The sequence below is a fragment of the Candidatus Polarisedimenticolaceae bacterium genome (assembly GCA_036376135.1).
GTDB lineage: Bacteria > Acidobacteriota > Polarisedimenticolia > Polarisedimenticolales > DASRJG01 > DASVAW01.
In genome coordinates this window covers 59773-73670 of sequence record DASVAW010000075.1, presented here as the reverse complement: position 1 = coordinate 73670, position 13898 = coordinate 59773, and the positions used below count along the sequence as shown (strand labels likewise).

Sequence of the window (13898 nt, the reverse complement as noted above, 5' to 3'; positions counted from 1 at the left end):
CGCGGCGATCGCCTGCGCGATCACCGCCTCGTTCGCGGCCGCCCCCGCCCCACGCGCCACCGTCAGGTGCCCTCCCCTCCGGAGGACCGATCCTATCAACGGAACGTCGAGAACCTCCTCCCTCGCGACGAAACGGAGCGGGGGGGGCACGAGCGCGGCGATCAGCTGCACGTCGAAGATGTGCTGGTGGTTCGTGACGACGACGGCCGGGCTCGGCACGTCCGACGGGCCGTCCACGACCGTCCGGTACAGCCCGCCGGAGAGGTTCACCCGAGCCCAGCCGTGCATCCACCGCTGGAAGGAGTCGGCCACCGTCGGCCCGCGGCGCCACAGGAAGACCAGCGGGTACCGCAGGGCGCTGTTGGCCACGAACGCCGGCCAGGCGTAGACCGACCAGAGTCCTCGTGCGATCGCGGACAAGGGCGTCCCCCGAAAACGGAGGCCCGTATTACCCGACGACGACGCCCGCGCGCAAGCGTGTGATAGGCTCCTCCCGGCTCCAGGCGACCCGGGCCCCCCCGCACCAAGCCGAACGGAAGGGGCGCCCGTCGCGACGTCGTCGGTACGGCCCCCGAAGCGGTGGGCCCCGACGCCGCGGCGGAAGCAGACCGGAGACGCGATCCCCACCGGGGAGGTGCCGACGGCGACGGAAGCGCGACTTCCAGGAGAGCCCGCAAACCAAGATGGCGAAGACCATGCTCGTGAACGTCACGCACGTGGAGGAATCCCGCGTGGCGATCCTCGAGGACGGCGTCCTCGAGCAGTACGAAATCGAGACCCTCAGCCGCACCAACATCAAGGGCAACATCCACAACGCGGTGGTGGAAAACGTCCACCCGGCCCTCGAAGCGGCGTTCCTGAGGATCTCCCCCGACCTCAAGGGGTTCCTGCCCCTCGACGAGGTCAACTTCAAGCTCCTCCCGCAGCGCTCCGAGAGCCGCAAGGGCGGGAAGATCGGTCAGCACCTGCACCCCGGGCAGAAGCTCATGGTCCAGGTGGTGCGCGAACCGTACGCCGGGAAACCGCCGACGGTGACGACGTATTTCTCCCTTCCGGGCCGGTACCTCGTGCTGATGCCCGGCGTCGACTCCGCGGGGATCTCGCGGAAGATCGAGGACACCGCGCAGCGCGAGAAGCTCAAGAAGACGATCGAGGAGCTCAGCCCCCCGGAGGGGTTCGGCGTCATCGTCCGGACCGCGGGGGTCGGCCAGAGCAAGGTCGAGCTGCAGCGCGACCTGCGTTACCTCCTGCGCCTGTGGGACTCGATCGGCCGTGCGTCGCGGCAGACCGAGTTCCCCGGCGCCGTCTACCGGGAGCGCGACCTCGTCATCCGGACGATGCGCGACTACTTCACCCCCGACATCGACGAGGTCTGGGTCGACAACCCGGACACCTACGAGCGCGCGCTCGAGTTCGTCAAGGACGTGATGCCGACCAAGGCGAAGGTCCTCAAGCTCTACACGGGGGACCGGCCGCTCTTCGCGAAGTTCAACCTCGAGGAGCAGATCGAGAGCATCTACAAGCGGCGCGTGCCGCTGAAGTCCGGCGGCGAGATCGTCATCGACGGCACCGAGGCGCTGACCGCGATCGACGTGAACTCCAAGGGCGCCCCGCGCCAGGGGGGCTCCGAGGACAACGCGGTCGGAACGAACCTCGAGGCCGCGGCGGAGATCGGGCGCCAGCTGCGCCTTCGCGATCTCGGCGGGCTCGTCGTCATCGACTTCATCGACATGGAGGCCGCGCGCAACCAGAAGAAGGTCGAGCAGGCGATGCGCGCCGCCATGAAGAACGACCGCGCCAAATACGACGTCACGCGCATCTCCAAGCTCGGCCTGATGGAGATCGCCCGCCAGCGGCTGCGCAGCGAGAAGATCGGCGCGTCGTACACGACCTGCCCGGTCTGCGAGGGGTTCGGGCTCGTGAAGAACGTCGAGCCCGCCGGCCTTGCCGCCCTGCGCAAGCTCCAGATGCGCGCGAGCAAGCCCGACCTCGGGAAGATCCGCATGGGCCTCCCCCCCGACGTGGCGCACTGGGTTCTCAACCACAAGCGCGACGAGCTCGTCTCCCTCGAGCGCCGCGCCGGGATCAAGATCCTCGTCGAGCCGAAGGGCTCGCTGCTGCGCCACGAGAGCGAGTTCGAGTATTTCCCCCGCGAGAAGGTCGAGCCGCCGCCGGCGCTCGTGCTCCCCGACCGCGCGGCGCCCCCGCCGCCCCCCGATCTCAAGGATCTCGAGGCGGCCGAGCCGGCGGAAGCCGATTCCTCCGCCGTCGGCCCGGACGACTCCCCCGCCGCGCTCGCGCAGCGCGCCGCGCGTGAAGCCGCCGAACCGGGCGTGCCCGGTCAGCCCGCGGAGACCGACGGCGGACGCAAGCGACGCCGGCGCCGTCGCCGTCGCGGGAAGGGAGGCGGGGGTGAAGCGGGGGCGCAGGACGCGGCGCCCGTCGCCCCGCCCGGCGAGCCGATGCCCGCGCCGTTCGAGATCGCGCCCGAGGTCGCCGCTCCGATCGAGGACGACATCGACGACGAGGACGGCGACGAGGCGGGGACCGACGAGCCGACCGGAGAGGCGCGGCCGCTTCAGGCGAACGGCCAGCCCGCCCCCGGCGAAGGCGGTGGAAGGCGGCGACGTCGCCGTCGCCGTCGCCGCGGTCGCGGGGGTGGACAGGGTCCCGCTCCGGGCGAGCCCCGCCAGGATGGGGTGCCGCCGCAGCCACAACCGCCGTCCCAGCCTTCCCCGCCTCCGCAGGACGAGGTCTACGTCCCTCGCCACGTGCGCGTGAACGAGCTGATGCCCGCCGCGGTGGGACGCCGCCAGCGCCCCGACGCCGAGCCGATGAAGCCCCGGCCTCCCCGTCGTCGCCGCGGCGCGTTGCGCCGCCCCGCCGACGGCGGCGAGGGAGCGCCCGAGGCGCCCCCGCCTCCCGGCGGCGAAGGGGGAGAGGAGTGATCGCCCCGTTCGTCGTCGTCGCGTCGCTGGTCTCGACGTACTCGATCGTCGCGCGCGACCCGATGAACGGCGACCTCGGCGTCGCCGTCCAGAGTCACTGGTTCTCGGTGGGCGCGATCGTTCCCTGGGCCGAGCCCGGCGTGGGAGCGGTCGCGACCCAGTCGTTCGTCGAGCCCGCGTACGGCCCGAAGGGGCTCGCGATGATGCGGGCGGGGGTGCCCCCGAAGGAGGCGCTCGACCACCTCGTCGGCGAGGATCTCCACCCCGAGGCCCGCCAGGTCGCGTTCGTCGACGCGCAGGGGCGCGTCGCCGTCTATACGGGGCCGATGTGCATCCCCGCCGCGGGGCATCGCACCGGGGACGGGTATTCGGTCCAGGCGAACCTGATGCTCGGCGACGAGGTCCCCGACGCGATGGCGGCGGCATTCGAGAAGTCCAGGGGACCGCTCGCCGAGCGGATGCTCGCCGCGCTCGAGGCCGCGCAGGTCGCGGGAGGCGACATCCGCGGCAAGCAGTCGGCCGCGATCCTCGTCGTCCGCGGCAAGCCGTCGGAGAAGCCCTGGACCGATCGCCTCGTGGACCTGCGCATCGAGGACCACGCCGACCCGCTCGCGGAGATGCGGCGCCTGCTCACGCTCCACCGCGCCTACGAGCGCATGAACCGCGGCGACGAGGCGGTGGCGGCGGGGAAGATGGACGAGGCGCTGAAGGAGTACTCCGCCGCACAGGCGATGGTCCCGCAGAACGACGAGTTCGTCTTCTGGACCGCCGTCACCCTCGTGGCCAACGGCCGGAACGACGAGGCGATGCCGATGTTCGCGCGCGCCTTCCGGATGAACCCGGCCTGGATGCTCCTCGTCCCGCGCCTTCCGGACGTCGGGCAGCTCCCGAAGGCCGAAGGGCTCGTCGAGTCGATCCTCCGGCAGGGACCCAAGGTCAGGGAAGCGGCTCGATCTGGAGCCCGTTGAGGGTTCCCTTCCCGAAGCCGAAGAGGTGCACCTCGACCGGCTCGCCGGCGCGCACGCGCGTCGCGATCCGCGCGTAGTGCACCCCCTCGATCAACACCCCTCCGCCGCCGAACCCGCCCACGATCTCCGCCCGGCCGTCGCCGATCGAAACCGACGTCCGAGCCTTCGGGTAGTCGGGGGCCCACGCGTAGACGTAGAAGGCGTAGCGCCCCGGCGCGAGCCCCGAGACCGCGAGGGTCGAGGGAACCGAATGCAGATCGAGGTAGTCGTCGAGCAGCGCCTCGAGGTTGCCGGCCGTGTAGCGCGAGTCGAGCGTCGCCGGCCCGAACGGGAGGTCGCACGCGAGGCTCACCTTCGTCGGGAGTCCCGAGGTGTCGAGGAGGACGGGGATCTCCCCCTCGAGCGACTCGACGGCGTTCCAGGGGCCGAGCTGGTTCGGCGCCGCCCCCCAACCTTCACCCGGAAGCGGGTGCTCGCGTCCGAAGTCGATGTTGATCGCCTGGGCCCATGCTCCGGTGGCGGCGAGCGACAGGACCAGCGTCGGGATCCAGGGGTGGCGCATGCGGCGTCCTCCTCGGGCGGCTGTTACGCCCGCCGGGGCACGACGACCGAAACGCGGCAGCGAACCGGCTCTCGCGCGCGGGGAGAGGGCTAAGCGGGCTTTTTCGCCCTCACGAACGCGGCGATCACGAGCGAGGCGAGCAGCCCCGTGATCATCGTCCCCACGACGCCCATCACCGCGTTCACGACCGGGGTCTGCATGGCCTTGGCCATCTCGAGGGCCCCCTGGATCTGGTCCTCCGGCATCCCCGACGCCTTGAGCTGCTCCGACTGGATCGCCCGGATCTCCTCGAAGTACTGGGGGAACGCCACGGTCGTGAAGAGGTACGACCCGCAGAAGACGAACACCGAGGCGATCCCCGCGATCGCGAGCCCGGCGAGCACCTGAGCCATGTAGTTGTTCCCCAGCGCCGCGGTCTTCCGAAGTCCCCAGATCAGCACGCCGATCTCGAAGACGATCACGAGGTAGAACAGAGAGAGCTTCGCGGGGTCCTTGTACCAGCCCGTGAACCCCATCACGAAGGTCCAGACGACGACGAGGATTCCGAGGACGACGCCGGCGGTAACGGTGGGCTTCATGGCGACCTCCTGTTCGCGCGCAGTATGCCCGATGAGCCGCCTATAATCGCCCGGGATGAAACGCGCCCTCCGCCTCGCCGCCGTCGCGGCCGCCCTCGTCGCCACGATCCTCTTCCTCGTGCTGCTGGTCGTCGCGCGGCGTCCGCTCCCTCCCTCGACCGGCACGCACCGCCTCGCGGGGCTCGACGGGCCGGTCACGATCGTGCTCGACGGGCGGAACGTGCCGCACATCCGCGCGACGACCGAAGCCGACGCGTGGCGGGCTCTGGGGTGGCGGCACGCGGGCGACCGGTTCGTCCAGATGGAGCTTCGCCGGCGCGCGGCGCGGGGGACGTTGTCGGAGCTGTTCGGCCCGGCCCTCGCCGGCATGGACGGCGAGGCGCGCGCCGAGGGGTATCTCGACGACGCGCGGCGATCGATCGCCGCGGCCTCGGACGAGGAGCGGGCGGCCCTCGACGCGTACGCGCAGGGGGTGAACGCGTGGCTCGAGACCGCCACCCTGCCGATCGAGCTGGCGCTGGCGGGCGCGAAGCCGGCTGCCTGGACGGCCGAGGACTCCCTGGCCTTCGGGGCGCTGATGAACGCGGGGCTGACCGAAGCGCCCTCGCGCGAGGGGATGTACCTCGCGACCGCGCGTGCGCACGGCCTCGCGACCGCGGCCGCGTTCGCGGCGCTGGGCGAGCCGGCCCCCACCGTGATCCCCCCCATCGACCGTTTCCTCGGCCGCGAGCGCGCGTCGATCGTCCCCGAGTCCGGCGGCGCGCGCGGCAGCAACGCCTGGGCCGTCTCGGGATCGCGAACCGCGTCGGGGAAGCCGCTCCTCGCCGGCGACCCGCACCTCGCCGCGGAGATGCCGGGGGTCTGGTACGCGGCGCACGTCACGAGCAACGACGGCCTCGACGTCGCGGGGCTCAGCCTCCCCGGCGCCCCGGGGATCTTCATCGGCCGGAACGGCTCGCTCGCCTGGAGCATCACGATGCACCAGGCCGACGACGCCGACCTCTTCCTCTCGGAGCGCGACGGGGCGGTCGCCGAGCGGTGGCGCGCCGCGTGGCGGCTGCGGCCTCAGGGATTCTCCTGTTTCCTGGACGCCGCGCGCGCGGAGAGCGGCGCGGCGCTGCGCGCCGCCTTCGCCGGGCACACCGGGCCGTCGATGAACGTGGTCTGGGCCGACGCCAGCGGGAGCATCGGCGTCTTCGTCGCGGGCTCGATCCCGAACCGACGCGGCGGCGACGGCCGGCTCCCCGTCCCCGACGGCGATCCGTCGTGGGACTGGGACGGGCTCGTCCCCTTCGACGCGATGCCGGACGTCGTCGATCCTCCCGAGGGGTTCGTCGCCAGCGCGAACGACGACTGGAGCGCCGCCGGGCGGCGCGTGCCGTGGTCCGGCCTGTTCTACTCCAACGACCGCGTCCTGCGGATCCGTCAGGTTCTCGAGGGGACCACCGAAGCGACGATCGCCGACTTCCGCGCCCTCCAGAACGACCATCGCTCGCGGTACGCGGAGCGGATGATCGGCGCGCTCGCGGGGCTGCCGCTGCGCGACCCGGACGCACGCCGCGCCCGCGCGATCCTCGCGTCGTGGGATCGCGTCGCCGATCGGAGGGGGCCGTCCCTCCTGTTCTACGTCTTCATGCGCGAGCTTCGCAGCGCGGCCTTCGCGTCCAGGGAGCGTCTCGGGACGCTCCCCGCGGGCTGGACGGCGCTCGACGCGATGGTCGTCGCGGGCGAGGGCGCCGAGCTCTGGGACGACCCGACGACTCCGGTGCGGGAGACGCGGGAGGAAGCGGTCGAGCGGGCGCTCGCGCGGGCGATCGCCCGCGTCGTCGCGGAGGACGGGGGCGATCCGTCCCGGTGGAGCTACGGCACGCGGCACCGCCTGCTCTACCGTCATCCCGGCTCGGACGCCGCCCCCGCGCTCGCGCCCCTTCTCGACGTCGGCCCCGTGGAGCTTCCGGGCGACTCGCACACGGTCGGCGTCGCGGGACTCGGACTCGGCTCGCGCACGATGGCGGTGCGCGGCATCGCCTCCGCGCGCCTGATCGTGGACCTCGGCGACCCCGACGCGTCGCGCCTGGTTCTCCCCCTCGGCCAGTCCGGGAACCTCTTCGATCGCCACCGCGACGACCAGCTCGAAGCCTGGGCCGGCGGGCGCGATTTCCCGTTTCCGTTCACGCGCGCGGGCGTCGATCGCGTCGCCGTGTCGCGCGTGAGCCTCGTGCCCTGAACGGGCGGTCCCCCGACATCGCCGACACCGCGGAAGCTCCTTGGATCGAGCGCGTTTTTCGCGGCGCGAGTACGTCTATTTCAATGGCCGTACCCCGCACCCCGTCGTACGTTCCGCCCCTTCGCGCGAGGAATCTCGCGCGCTCGCGGGTGGCATGACGAACGTGAAGATCCAGACCGTCCTCGACGCCTTCCAGGAGAGCGTCCCGCGCGCGTTCGCGTTCCTGGAGAAGGACTACGGCTACCGGTTCACTCGCGACGACGAATACGCCTTCACCGCGATCCACGAGCACAGCGAGGTCATCGTCGAGCTCGACTGGGGCTCGGTCGTGGTCTCGATCCGCCCCGCGACGACCGGCCGCTCGGTGCGCCTGTCGTTCATCGTCGGCGCGACCGACCCCGAGATCCTGTTCCTGCCGCGCTACCCCTGGGGCCCCGAGGAGGCGCGCGACGAGGTCGAGCGCCAGTCGGGACTGCTGCGCCGCTTCTGCGAGGAGCTCTTGCGCGGCGACTTCTCCCGCTGGCCCGACCTCGAGACCCACCAGCAGAACGTCCTCGAGCAGTGGCGCCGCGAATCCGAGCGTCTCGTGCGCGAGGCGCGCGTGAAGCTCGTGCGCCGCCGCGCCGACGCCGCCTTCCAGGCGCGCCGCTACTCCGAGGCCGCGCAACTGCTCGCGTCCATCGAGGAGGACCTCGGCGACGGCGAGCGCCGCAAGCTGGACTACGCCCGACGGCGCCTCATCCTCAAGGCCGTACCGGGACGCCGTCTGGAGGGGATCGCGTGACCGGCGAGCCGCTGCGCCCCCCGACCGCGTCGGCGTCCCGAGGGGACGTCGGCCGGGGGGACCCGTCGCCGGTTCCCAGGCTGGAGGCGCACGCCGTCGCCGCTCGCTCCCGGCTGATGGAGCAGGTGGCGCGGGGCCCCGACATGGACCTCCTCGAGGCCGCGTTGTGGATCGCGGCCGAGGAGTACCCCGGCCTCGACGTCGAGCGGGAGATGCGGCGGGTGGACACGCTCGGCGGCGAGGCGGCGCGTCGGGTGGTCGCCCGCGCGAACCCCTTCGCCCGCGTCGACGCGGTCCGCGAGTTCCTCTTCGAGGAGCTTCGCTTCCAGGGGAACTCGGAGTCGTACGACGACCCGAGGAACTCCTACCTCAACGAGGTCCTCGACCGCCGGCTCGGGATCCCGCTCACGCTCTCCCTGCTCTACCTCGAGGTCGCCGCCCGCGCGGGGCTCATCGTGCGTGGCGTGGCCCTCCCCGGGCACTTCGTCGTCCGCGTCGACGAGCAGGGCCGGACGGTGTTCGTCGACCCGTTCCACGCCGGCGCGATCATCACCGAGGAGGACTGCCGCGACCTGGTCTTCCGGACGACCGGCCGGGTCGCGCTGTTCCGCCGGGACATCCTCGAAGGGGCCTCGGGGTCGCAGATGCTCTCGCGCCTCCTGCTGAACCTGAAGCGGATCCACCTCGCGCAGGGGAGTTACGACAAGGCCCTCGGATGCGTCGAGAGGCTGCTCGTCGTCCAGCCCGACGACGCCCGCGAGATCCGCGACCGCGGGTTGCTCCTGGCCCACATGGGGCGCCCCACCGCCGCCATCGCCGACCTGGAGCACTACCTCGCCCGGGTTCCCCAGGCCCCCGACGCCGATTCCGTGCGCGGGCGGCTCGCGTGGCTCATGAGGAAATTGACCGACGTCAGTTGACCGCCTGACTTCGGGCATTTGTAAGCTCTTCGCACGATCCCCCATAATGCCGGGTGTGCGCGCCGGATCGGCGGAAGGTCCGCCTTTTCCGGCTGCGCCCTCGGATCGAACGTGAGCACCTCCACCACCGATTCCGCGCATCCCAAACACCACGTCGAGAAGGTCGACCGCGTCGTCATCCGTTTCGCGGGAGACTCCGGCGACGGGATGCAGCTGACGGGGACCCAGTTCACCGCGACGGCCGCCGCCGTCGGAAACGATCTCGCGACCTTCCCGGACTACCCCGCCGAGATCCGCGCGCCGGCCGGGACGATCCCCGGGGTCTCGGGGTTCCAGGTGAACTTCTCCTCCGAGGACATCTTCACCCCGGGCGACGCCCCCGACGTGCTGGTGGCGATGAACCCCGCCGCGCTCAAGGTCAACGTCAAGGACCTGAAGCCCAACGGGATCATCATCGTGAACACCGACAGCTTCAAGGACACCGATCTCGCGAAGGCCGGCTACCACAAGAACCCGCTCGAGGACGGCTCGCTCGCCGCGTTCCGCGTCCACCCCGTGGAGATCACGCGCCTGACGCGCACGGCCCTCAAGGACACGGGGCTTCCCCAGCGCATCCAGGACCGCTGCAAGAACTTCTTCGCGCTCGGGATGATGTACTACCTCTACAACCGGTCGATGGAAGTGTCCCTGAAGTGGATCGACGACAAGTTCGGGAAGACGCCGGACATGGCCGAGGCGAACAAGCTCTCCCTCAAGGCCGGCTACGCCTACTGCGAGGCGACCGAATTGTTCCAGGCGACCTACGAGGTCCCCGCCGCCAAGCTCAAGGCCGGCACGTACCGCAACATCGCCGGGAACCAGGCGCTCGCCCTCGGGTTCGTGACCGCCGCGAAGAAGGCGGGGGTCCCGCTGTTCCTCGGCTCGTACCCGATCACCCCGGCATCGGACATCCTCCACGAGTTGTCGGGATTCAAGCACTACGGCGTCACGACCTTCCAGGCGGAGGACGAGATCGCAGCCATCGGCGCCGCCATCGGCGCGTCGTTCGCGGGGCAGATCGGCCTCACGACGACCTCCGGACCCGGGATGGCGCTCAAGATGGAGTTCATCGGTCTCGCGATCATGACCGAGCTCCCGCTCGTGATCGTGAACATCCAGCGCGGAGGCCCCTCGACGGGCCTTCCGACCAAGACCGAGCAGGCCGACCTCTTCCAGGCGGTCTTCGGTCGCCCCGGAGAGGCTCCGCTGATCGTCCTCGCGGCGAAGTCCCCCTCCGACTGCTTCGAGCTCGCCTACGAGGCGGTCCGCCTCGCGACCAAGCACATGACCCCGGTGATCCTCCTGTCGGACGGGTTCATCGCGAACGGCGCCGAGCCGTGGCGCCTTCCGAAGCTCTCGGACCTCCCGCCGATCACCGTCAACTACCGCCGCGATCCCGACGGGTTCTTCCCGTACCTGCGCGACCCCGAGACGCTCGCCCGCCCGTGGGCGCTTCCGGGGACCCCGGGCCTCGAGCATCGGATCGGCGGCCTCGAGAAGGCCGACGGCGTCGGGAACATCTCCTACGACCCCGCCAATCACGAGAGGATGATCCACCTGCGCGCCGAGAAGGTGAACCGCGTCGCGAAGGACTTCCCGCCAGCCGAGGTGGAAGGGGACCAGGACGGCCTGCTCGTGATCGGCTGGGGGTCGACGTGGGGCGCGATCACCGGCGCCGTCCGCCGCGCCCGCGCCGAGGGGCGCAAGGTCGGCCACCTGCACCTGCGCCACCTCAACCCGTTCCCCGAGAACCTCGGCGAGGTCCTCTCGCACTACGACAGGGTCCTCGTCCCCGAGATCAACCTCGGCCAGCTCGCCTTCATCCTCCGCGGCACGTTCCTGAAGGACGTCACCCCGATGACGAAGGTCCAGGGGCAGCCCTACCGCGAGAGCGAGATCCTCGACCGCATCCGGGAAATGACTCCGGAAGGAGCGATCCGATGAGCACCGCCCCGGCCCTCACCAAGAAGGACTTCGTCTCCGACCAGGAGGTGCGCTGGTGCCCCGGCTGCGGGGACTACGCGATCCTCTCCGCAGTCCAGTCGGTCTTCCCCGAGCTCGGCATCCCGAAGGAGAACTTCGTGATCGTGTCGGGGATCGGCTGCTCGAGCCGGTTCCCGTATTACGTGAACACCTTCGGCTTCCACTCGATCCACGGCCGTGCCCCCTCGGTCGCCACCGGGATCAAGATCGCGAACCCGAAGCTGTCGGTGTGGATCGCCACCGGCGACGGGGATGCCCTCTCGATCGGCGGCAACCACCTGATCCACACGATGCGCCGCAACGTCGACGTCAAGATCCTGATGTTCAACAACAAGATCTACGGACTCACCAAGGGGCAGTACTCCCCCACTTCCGAGCTCGGCAAGCGCACGAAGTCGAGTCCCTACGGCACTCTCGATCGCCCGTTCAACCCCCTCGCCGTGGCCATCGGCACCCGCGCGACCTTCCTCGCGCGCGGCGTCGACGTCTACACGCCTCACCTCAAGGAGGTGCTGAAGCGGGCCGGAGAGCACAAGGGGACGGCGTTCGTCGAGATCCTCCAGAACTGCAACATCTTCAACGACGGCGCCTGGGACTCGGTCCGCGAGAAGGACGTCCGCGACGACAACCTCCTTCCCCTCCGGCACGGCGAGCCCCTGATCTTCGGCAAGAACAAGGACATGGGGATCCGCATGAAGAGCCCCTTCGTCCCGGAGGTCGTGCACCTCGGCGAAGGCATCACGGAGAAAGACCTCATCGTGCACGACGAGAAGGGTCCCGCCGCCTACGCGTTCATGCTCGCGCAGATGGAGCAGCCGAACTTCCCGCTGCCGATCGGGGTCTTCCGGCACAACCCCACGCAGTCCCTCGACGAGGGAATGGCCGCCCAGATGGCGGCGGTGATCGCGAAACTCGGCGAAGGCGACCTCGAGAAGCTGATCTACAGCGGCGAGACGTGGGACGTGAAGTAACGTCCGTTCCCTTTCGGGTCCGGAAGAGGGCGAGGCGAAGGCCTCGCCCTTTCCTTTGGACGGAGTGGAGCGTATAAGGCCGCCGGGATGAGCGGCCACGCGCGCCTCTGGCAGTTCGACGTCCCTCCCGACCGCCAGGCGGAGTTCGAGCGGGTCTACGGCGCGACCGGCCGCTGGGCCGTGTTGTTCCGCCGGGCTCCGGGGTACCGCGGGACGATCCTGCTCCGGGACCGATCGGTCCCCAACCGGTACGTGACGATCGACCGCTGGCGGAGCGAAGCGGATTTCGAGGCCTTCCGGCAACGGTACGCGACGGAGTACGAGGCGCTCGATGCCGCGTGCGAGGCTCTGACCGAGCGCGAGGCCCTGCTCGGCATCTTCGACGAGGACGAAGCGTGAACCTTCTCTCGGCCATCGGCAACACCTCGATCGTCCGCCTCGGCAAGCTCGCTCCGCCCGGAGGCGCGCGGATCCTCGCGAAGCTCGAGTGGGAGAACCCCACCGGGAGCATGAAGGACCGGATGGCCCTCGCCGCAATCTCGCGCGCGGAGGCCGACGGCCGTCTGAGACCGGGCGGAGCCGTCGTCGAGTACACGGGCGGCAGCACGGGGACCTCGCTCGCGCTGGTGTGCGCCGCCAAGGGGTACCGGATCCGCATCGTCACCTCCGACGCGTTCAGCAGGGAGAAGCGCGACCACATGGAGGCGCTCGGGGCGGAGCTCGTCCTCGTTCCGAGCGAGGGCGGGCTGACGACGAAGAAGCTCATCCTCGACATGATCGAGACGGCGCGCGGGTTGAGCACGGCGCCGAACACCTTCTGGACCGACCAGCTCCGCAACCTCGACAGCGTCGCGGGGTATCACCCACTGGGCGAGGAGATCTGGAGCCAGACCGGAGGGAAGGTCGACGCCTTCGTCCACACCGTCGGGACGGCGGCGTCGTCGCGCGGGGTGGCGGAGGTCCTGAAGCGGCGGGATCCGCGGGTGCGCCTCGTCTGCGTCGAGCCGGCCGAATCGTCGGTGCTGCTCGGAGGGAAACCCGGCCCCCACAAGATCGAGGGGGTGGGGATCGGTTACGTGCCGCCGCTGTGGGAACCGTCGCTCGTCGACGAGGTCCTCGCGGTTCCGACCGAGGAAGCCAAGGCGATGGCGCGGCGCCTGGCGCGGGAGGAAGGGTTGTTCGCCGGGACCTCCTCGGGGGCGAACGTCGTCGCGGCGCTGCGTGTCGCCGAGCGCCTCGGGCCGGATGCGACGGTCGTCACGCTGATGTGCGACTCGGGACTCAAGTACCTCAGCACCGATGTGCATGGACGCCGGCCCGAGTCCGGCGGAACGCCGTCGTGATCGACCGCCTTCCGCACCGCGCCTCCCGCGTCGTGCTTCGCACCCTTCGCACGGACGACCTCGACGCGTTCCTGGCGTTCCGAAGCCGGGCGGACGTGGCTCGCTACCAGGGATGGACCCCGATGTCGCGCGAGGACGCTCTCGCCTTCCTGCGCATGGAGGGGACCGACGCGCCGCTCGTCCCGGGGGCGTGGCGGCAGATCGGGATCGCCGGCGTGACCGACGACGTCCTGGTCGGCGACCTCGGAGTCCACCCCTCCGACGACGGAACCACCGTGGAGATCGGGATCTCGATGCACCCGGACCACCAGGGGCTCGGTCTCGGCTCCGAAGCCACCCGGGCGCTGGTGGAGCTGCTCTTCGCGCACACTCCCGCGCGGCGGGTGGTCGCCCTCACCGATGCCCGGAACGAAGGCGCCATCCGCTCGCTCCGCAAGGTCGGGATGCGCCGGATCTCGTCCCGTTCGGCGGAGTTCAAGGGCGAGAGGTGCGTCGAATACGAGTTCGCGATCGACCGGGACGCGGGGCGATGAGGCGCCGCCGGAGCGCGACGTCAGGCATGCGGGGGACCCCGG

13 protein-coding genes are annotated in these 13898 nt (G+C 70.8%); 10 read left to right on the top strand and 3 right to left on the bottom strand.

The window, feature by feature from the left end; genetic code table 11:
• Positions 1-420 (bottom strand): 1-acyl-sn-glycerol-3-phosphate acyltransferase (locus VF139_07070; GenBank protein ID HEX6851154.1); only part of this gene is annotated, 420 nt, incomplete at its 3' end.
• Positions 421-683: 263 nt separating this feature from the next.
• Here VF139_07070 and VF139_07065 point away from each other — a divergent pair.
• Together VF139_07065 and VF139_07060 are read left to right on the top strand one after the other, a co-directional pair.
• The gene (locus VF139_07065; GenBank protein ID HEX6851153.1) at positions 684-2948 is read left to right on the top strand and encodes an Rne/Rng family ribonuclease; all 2265 of its coding nucleotides are present in this window, start codon (positions 684-686) and stop codon (positions 2946-2948) included.
• Positions 2945-3916, top strand: a complete 972-nt coding sequence (locus VF139_07060) for a DUF1028 domain-containing protein (protein HEX6851152.1) — start codon at positions 2945-2947, stop codon at positions 3914-3916. Before VF139_07065 ends, VF139_07060 begins: the two co-directional genes overlap by 4 nt.
• Here VF139_07060 and VF139_07055 read toward each other — a convergent pair.
• The gene (locus tag VF139_07055; GenBank protein HEX6851151.1) at positions 3885-4478 is read right to left on the bottom strand and encodes a hypothetical protein; all 594 of its coding nucleotides are present in this window, start codon (positions 4476-4478) and stop codon (positions 3885-3887) included. The genes VF139_07060 and VF139_07055 overlap by 32 nt on opposite strands.
• A gap of 89 nt (positions 4479-4567) precedes the next feature.
• On the bottom strand, positions 4568-5056 hold the full coding sequence (locus tag VF139_07050) for a DUF4199 domain-containing protein (GenBank protein ID HEX6851150.1): 489 nt from the start codon (positions 5054-5056) through the stop codon (positions 4568-4570).
• Between the two features lie 55 nt (positions 5057-5111).
• Here VF139_07050 and VF139_07045 point away from each other — a divergent pair, with 55 nt between their 5' ends.
• The 8 genes from VF139_07045 to VF139_07010 all read left to right on the top strand — a co-directional run bounded on the left by VF139_07045 (position 5112) and on the right by VF139_07010 (position 13856).
• A complete protein-coding gene (locus VF139_07045) occupies positions 5112-7283 on the top strand; it encodes a penicillin acylase family protein (protein ID HEX6851149.1) in 2172 nt (723 codons plus the stop codon).
• A 163-nt stretch (positions 7284-7446) separates the two neighbouring features.
• The gene (locus tag VF139_07040; protein ID HEX6851148.1) at positions 7447-8067 is read left to right on the top strand and encodes a hypothetical protein; all 621 of its coding nucleotides are present in this window, start codon (positions 7447-7449) and stop codon (positions 8065-8067) included.
• Positions 8064-8987, top strand: a complete 924-nt coding sequence (locus tag VF139_07035; GenBank protein ID HEX6851147.1) for a tetratricopeptide repeat protein — start codon at positions 8064-8066, stop codon at positions 8985-8987. Before VF139_07040 ends, VF139_07035 begins: the two co-directional genes overlap by 4 nt.
• Before the next feature lie 111 nt (positions 8988-9098).
• Complete coding sequence (locus VF139_07030) at positions 9099-10970, top strand: 2-oxoacid:acceptor oxidoreductase subunit alpha (GenBank protein HEX6851146.1); 1872 nt, start codon at positions 9099-9101, stop codon at positions 10968-10970.
• Positions 10967-11980, top strand: a complete 1014-nt coding sequence (locus VF139_07025) for a 2-oxoacid:ferredoxin oxidoreductase subunit beta (protein ID HEX6851145.1) — start codon at positions 10967-10969, stop codon at positions 11978-11980. Before VF139_07030 ends, VF139_07025 begins: the two co-directional genes overlap by 4 nt.
• Positions 11981-12067: 87 nt before the next feature.
• The gene (locus VF139_07020) at positions 12068-12379 is read left to right on the top strand and encodes an antibiotic biosynthesis monooxygenase family protein (GenBank protein HEX6851144.1); all 312 of its coding nucleotides are present in this window, start codon (positions 12068-12070) and stop codon (positions 12377-12379) included.
• Complete coding sequence (locus tag VF139_07015; GenBank protein HEX6851143.1) at positions 12376-13323, top strand: cysteine synthase family protein; 948 nt, start codon at positions 12376-12378, stop codon at positions 13321-13323. Before VF139_07020 ends, VF139_07015 begins: the two co-directional genes overlap by 4 nt.
• Positions 13320-13856 (top strand): GNAT family N-acetyltransferase, encoded by a 537-nt coding sequence (locus VF139_07010; protein HEX6851142.1) that lies wholly within the window; start codon positions 13320-13322, stop codon positions 13854-13856. The genes VF139_07015 and VF139_07010 overlap by 4 nt, the downstream gene beginning before the upstream one ends.
• Positions 13857-13898: the final 42 nt, after the last annotated feature.

What these genes read in the sequence shown, in the direction of transcription:
- VF139_07065 (HEX6851153.1), top strand. Translation starts at nt 684, where the DNA reads ATGGCGAAGACCATGCTCGTGAACGTCACGCACGTGGAGGAATCCCGC.
- VF139_07055 (HEX6851151.1), bottom strand. Translation starts at nt 4,478, where the DNA reads ATGCGCCACCCCTGGATCCCGACGCTGGTCCTGTCGCTCGCCGCCACC.
- VF139_07050 (HEX6851150.1), bottom strand. Translation starts at nt 5,056, where the DNA reads ATGAAGCCCACCGTTACCGCCGGCGTCGTCCTCGGAATCCTCGTCGTC.
- VF139_07045 (HEX6851149.1), top strand. Translation starts at nt 5,112, where the DNA reads ATGAAACGCGCCCTCCGCCTCGCCGCCGTCGCGGCCGCCCTCGTCGCC.
- VF139_07025 (HEX6851145.1), top strand. Translation starts at nt 10,967, where the DNA reads ATGAGCACCGCCCCGGCCCTCACCAAGAAGGACTTCGTCTCCGACCAG.
- VF139_07020 (HEX6851144.1), top strand. Translation starts at nt 12,068, where the DNA reads ATGAGCGGCCACGCGCGCCTCTGGCAGTTCGACGTCCCTCCCGACCGC.